Below are 5,954 nucleotides of genomic sequence, written 5' to 3' on the forward strand. Positions count from 1 at the left end.
GGTAACCGTTAACCGCAATTGCCCGTAAACCGTTAACCGCAACCAACTGATGAAACTCCTTTGGCTGGTATTTCCACTTTGGCTCTTTTCCTGCCAGACAACCCCGACCGACGACGCAGACGACCTGTCCATCGCTTCCGACGATTATGTGGTCCTTACTCAGAAGGCGCTCTCCTATCAGGCGGACTTTGATATGGAGGCCTGGGGCGGTATGCTGGCCGACGATGTTGTATTTATTCCCTCTGAAGGCGGACCGGCCTATCAGAAGAAGGCCGTAGTCCTGGCTAACTGGTCGCGGTGGCGGCAAAAAAACCACGTCAGCTTGCTCCAGCTCAGCCAGCTTACCCACCTGCCGGTCCGTAGCCGCGAGCAATTACCACTCATGGGCAAGGCGGGGGTCTACGTGATCTCCTATTGTCTGGCCGATCTGCAGTTTACCGACGGACATACCAGCCGGCAGTCGCTGCATGTGTGCTGCCATTTCGACCCGAAAAAACGCATCGACTATTACAGCCTCTATTTCCCCGCCGGAGCGTCGGCAGACCAAACCATTAGCATAACCCAATAACATCCGGAAAACAAGACCAACGCATGTATCTATTCTATACAAATTTCCGCCTGCTGACCGTTATGCTGTGCAGCCTGCTGTTAAACATAGTATTCTGCACGGTATCCAGGGCCCAGATTACGCGCTACGTCTCTATGACCGGCACCACCGCACCGGCCGCTGCCACCAGCTGGGCCACCAGCACCACCGATTTACAGGGGGCCATTGACGCCAGCCAAGCCGGCGATCAGGTCTGGGTGGCGTCTGGTGTATACAAGCCTACCACTACGACAAACCGTGATATCAGCTTCTCCATGAAGGCAGGGGTGGCAATTTACGGCGGCTTTGCAGGTACCGAAACGGCTCTCAGCCAGCGCCCGACTGTCAATCCGGTATCTGCTACCGGCCGCTTTAGTACGCCTGGTAGCAGTACACTCAGCGGTGACCTGAACGGAGATGACGGCCCCAACTTCACAAACCGCAATGACAATAGCTACCATGTCATTAACAACCCTGCCAGCCTGAGCCTTACAAACACAGCGATACTCAATGGTTTTGTCATTACAGGGGGTAATGCTAATAATAGTAGTGTTGGTGGCGCTGGTATCTTTGGTGGAGGAATCTTAAACCAGCGCCTCAATAGTCCAAGTCTGATTAACTGCGTGCTACAAAATAACCAGGCTGATAACGGTGGAGCCATCTTTAATCTCGATAATGCCAGCCCGGGTTTGATCAATTGCCTACTCCAAAATAATCAAGCCTCTTACGGCGGAGCAATCACTAACAGTGTAAGCAGCACCCCCAGACTAACCAACTGTGTCGTACAAAACAACACGGCTGTCGACGATGGCAGAATCAACGGCAGCGGTTACGGCGGAGCTATCTACAACAGTAACAACGCCCGCCCGGTATTAACTAACTGCGTACTGCAAAACAATACGGCAAGCAGTGGCGGGGCCATATATAGTATCAACTTCAATAACCTGGTACTGACTAACTCAGTATTGTGGAATAACGGCGGAGAAAAGACAATAAACAATATCAACAACAGCAGCGTCACGGCGAGCTATTCGCTTTTCGATAATACGGTAACGGGCTACAGCAACGGGCCGGGTAATATCACCACCACCACTTCACCGTTTATAGCAGCTACATCGGTAGCCTTAGCCGCTTGCTCACCGGCCATCAATGCGGGTAATCCGCTCAGTATCACCGTTACGGACGGACCCTATTCAGAAACGGCACTGCCCGCCACTGATCTGACCGGTAGCGCCCGCATTACCGGCACCCGTATTGACATGGGAGCTGTCGAGTATCAAAACCCGAACGGAGTACCGCCTCAGATTGTGCAGCAACCCGTTGCCAGTTCAGTTATCTGCGCGGGCACTACCGTGGTGATCAGTGTCAGCGTAACAGGCAGCTCACCCGCCTATCAGTGGTATAAGTCGGGAACTGCCCTGACCGGTATCGCCTCGGCCACAACCGCCAGCCTGACGCTGACCAAGCCGTCAGTCACGGTCACCGCTGCCCCGTCGGCCACGCTTTCGTGCACAAACCCGAGCCTGACGCTGACGGCTCAGGCTTCGGCCACGGCATTGGGCTGGAACAGTGGCGGCAGCACGGGCCAGACGCTGCCCGTCAGCCAGACGGGCGTTTACTCGGTGACGGTGACCAATGCCAACGGCTGCACGGCCGTCAGTAACAGCCTGACCATCTCACGGGACAATACCAGCCCGACGGTCAGTATTTCAGCAATCAGCTGACCTGTACCCAGCCACAGCTGACGCTGACGGCTACGGCATCAGCCACGGCCCTGCTTTGGTCAACCGGCCAGACCACCAATACGATTAGTGTAAGTCAGACCGGTACCTACTCGGTCACCGCGACGGGTGCTAACGGCTGTACCGCTATCAGCAATAATCTGTCAGTCACGGAGAACTTCAGCCTGCCGCCGTTTACCGTCTCCTCGGCTACCGTCTGTCCCGGCCAATCGGTGAATCTCACCGCCAGCGGCTGTGGCGGACAAATCCTGTGGCCAACCGGCGCCACAACGGCTATGATCACCCTGACGGCGGGTAACAGCACCAGTCTGCTGACGGCTACCTGCACGCTGGGTATCTGCTCGACTATGGCCAGCGGGCAGGTCGTCGTGGGCGGTATCCAGCCGCCACCGGCGCAGATTCTGAGCTTCACTGCCGATGAGTCCGCCTGTCCGGTCAGGCTGACGGGTCGCGGTGTGGCCACCTCGTTCACCATGACCGGTACCGGTGGCTATGTCTTCAGCACGGTTTACCGCGAGGGCGCTATGCACGATGCCGTCGGGCTGAACGTGAAGCAGGCGGGGACCTATACCCTGACGGCCACCTATACCAACAGCTGCGGCACCAGCACGCCGGTGACCAGAACGGTGAGCGTGGGCCGGAGTTGCCCGTAACCGTTCTGGCAGGTCAAAGCCGGTGTACCTGCCTGTTGGCCTGTTCACCGGCTTTTGGTATTAAGTTTTTTCAGGGTTGGTACACCGATTGAACGCCGGACAGACCGCTGTACTTCCTGAAAAAAGCAGCCGCTCCTGAAGACGATACAAAGCACCAATAAGTATACTTATTTCAAATATCAGCACACAAATGCACCAATACACGAAGTTTTTTTTACGCATGACCCCCAGCCAAACATTTTTGAACGAATAGCTTGTGCCTTAGCAGCGATCAGGCCGGAACTTGCTGATAGTAATCTAACCCTTTTCTGCCATGCTCTTACCTGTCCTGCTGCCTGATCGCGGGCTGACACTACCCGTACCTGTGCACCCGTCATATTCACGCTCAAACCGACTACTCGTTGTTCCGATGAATCAAGTAAACCACAATCCCCTTTCCGGCCTGGCGGCCATACTTATTGGATTCGCGCTCCTGCTGCTTAGTGCTTCCGGAGCCCTTGCCCAGACGACAAATACCTGGACGGGCCAAACCGGCAGCGACTGGAACACGGCCGCCAACTGGTCACTGACGGCAGTTCCGGGCACCGATGATGATGTAGTCATTCCGGCCGGAGCCACCTATTCGCCCGTGCTGAGTACTACGACTGCGGCTAAGTCTGTGGAAGTGCAACCCGGCGCTTCACTCAGTATCAGCAGCAGTGGCAGTCTGAGTATTACTAGTGCGAAAACAATAACTATTAATAGTTTACAGTACACCATCTCCTTCTTCAACAGTGGAACCGTGGTCAATCAGGGAGCATTATCGGCGGGCAATACGGCTCAGGCCGGCCTGTGGAATGTGTCTTCCTTCAGCAATCTGACGGGCGGCAACATTACCATTGACGGGACAAGCAGCCGGGCACTCTCTAACAGTGCCGGTACCTTCGTCAACGCGGGTACCATCCGTATCGGATCAATTGCCGGGGCAGGACCGTGGGGAATCGAAAATCAGGCCTCGTTCAGCAACGTAGCGGGTGGTACTATTACCATTGACCGCACCAGTAGCACAGGCCTATTTAACAGGTCAGGCACCTTTAGTAACGGAGGCACGATGCGTATTGGCTCTAATGCTGCTATAGGATCATTTGCACTCCACAATCAGGCCTCGTTCCAAAACATAGCGGGCGGCAGCATTACCACTGACCGTAGTAATACAGGGCTTTTAAACGAATCCCCGGGCAGCATTCTCAATGCCGCGACCATTACTATCGGGACAGTCCCCGGCGCCGGATTTTACGGATTGTCGAATCAATCTTCCTTTAGCAATGTAGCGGGTGGCCATATCTCCATTGACAGAACGGATAATACAGGGTTGGTTAACCGTGGCAACTTTATCAATTCGGCGACCATCACCATCGGAACCCTCGCCGGGGTAGGGTATGCAGGCTTATCGAATCAATCTTCCTTTAGCAACGTAGCGGGTGGCAGTATCTCCATTGACAGAACGGATAATACAGGGTTGGTTAACGGTGGCAACTTTATCAATTCGGCGACCATCGCCATCGGAACCCTCGCCGGAGTAGGGTATGCAGGCTTATCGAATTCATCATCTTTCAGCAACGTAGCGGGTGGCAGTCTCTCCATTAACCGCACTACTAATATTGCGTTATCTAACAACTCATCCATGCTCAACCAGGCGACGATCACCATCGGCGCCAGTGTAACAGGTAATGCGATCAGTAATGGCGGTGTTTTCGACAATCAGGGCTGTCAGGCGCTGATCAATAGTCTGGGGAATGCCGTGATTACAGGATCGTCTTCCTTTTCCAACACCGGTACCATTATCGAGCGCTCGGCGGACAACAGCAACATCAGTTACAACGGCGGGCTGGTGCAGGACCTCAACGGGGGCACATTCACCATCACCAATAACCAGGGCCTGCTCATTACCGCAACCGGTCAATTCTGGCGGGGGTGCATCAGCAGCGACTGGAACACGGACGCCAACTGGTCGGCCGGCACCGTACCCACCGCCACCGACGATGTAACGATTCCGGCCGGCACCACCTATTCCCCCGTGCTGAGTACCACGGCGGTTGCAAATTCGGTGGAAGTGCAAAGCGGCGCTTCGCTTACGATCAGCAATGTGGGTAGCCTGAGTATTAATGGCAGTAAGTCCTACAATGGATTTACCAGAGGGTTTTCCAATAGCGGGCTGGTGCGTAACGAGGGTCGGCTGGTGTTGGGTAATACGGGTTCTGTGGGTATTTATGGGTTGTATAATGTGTCGTCGTTCAGTAATACGCCCGGAGCTGTCATCCGGATTGACCGATCTGGTAATTATGGTTTGTATAATGATGATAACAGTAGTTTTGTCAACTCGGCGACCATAGTCATTGGGGCAGTAGCCAATGTAGGGGGGTATGGCTTGTTTAATGATGCGTCGTTCAGTAATACGGCCGCAGGAAGCATTCAGATCGACCGGACCAGTAACTATGGGCTATATAATCGTGGCAGCTTCGGCAACTCAGCGACCATTGTCATTGGGGCAGTAGCCAATGTAGGGTCGTATGGTTTGTTTAATGATGCGTCGTTCATCAATACGGCCGCAGGAAGCATTCAGATCGACCGAACGGGTAGCATTGGTTTGTATAATACTCCTGCCGGCAGCGTTGTCAATCAGGCGACGATTACTATCGGCACCAGTGCAGCAGGTAATGCGATTACGACTGGCGGCGTTTTCGACAATCAGGGCTGCCAGGCGCTGATCAACAGCCCGGGGAATGCTATGATTTCCGGTTCTTCTTCCTTCTCAAACACCGGCACCATCATCGAGCGCTCGGCGGGCAGCAGCGGCATCAGCTATAACGGCGGGCTGGTGCAGAACCTCAACGGCGGCACATTTGCTATTGCCACCGGTCAGCCGCCCCTGAGTGTGTCGGCCACCGACCTCACCACCTGCAATCCCGCCAACGGCTCGCTGACCATCGCAGG

The 5,954-nt window shown here is 54.7% G+C and carries 4 protein-coding genes; all 4 read left to right on the plus strand.

Annotated elements, in window-relative coordinates:
- The first annotated feature begins 49 nt into the window (after nucleotides 1–49).
- Nucleotides 50–568: a hypothetical protein gene (locus BLX24_RS29305; protein WP_071506777.1), complete on the plus strand. Its 519-nt coding sequence runs from the start codon at nucleotides 50–52 to the stop codon at nucleotides 566–568.
- A gap of 23 nt (nucleotides 569–591) precedes the next feature.
- On the plus strand, nucleotides 592–2,310 hold the full coding sequence (locus tag BLX24_RS29310; RefSeq protein WP_071506778.1) for a choice-of-anchor Q domain-containing protein: 1,719 nt from the start codon (nucleotides 592–594) through the stop codon (nucleotides 2,308–2,310).
- Between the two features lie 230 nt (nucleotides 2,311–2,540).
- Entirely contained in the window at nucleotides 2,541–2,981 is a 441-nt protein-coding gene (locus BLX24_RS29315) for a DUF5011/hyalin repeat domain-containing protein (RefSeq protein ID WP_071506779.1), read from the plus strand.
- A 409-nt stretch (nucleotides 2,982–3,390) separates the two neighbouring features.
- Nucleotides 3,391–5,954: beta strand repeat-containing protein (locus BLX24_RS29320; protein WP_143092871.1), on the plus strand; the 2,564-nt coding region annotated here is incomplete at its 3' end.

The organism is Arsenicibacter rosenii (assembly GCF_001870735.1).
Taxonomy (GTDB): Bacteria; Bacteroidota; Bacteroidia; order Cytophagales; family Spirosomataceae; genus Arsenicibacter; species Arsenicibacter rosenii.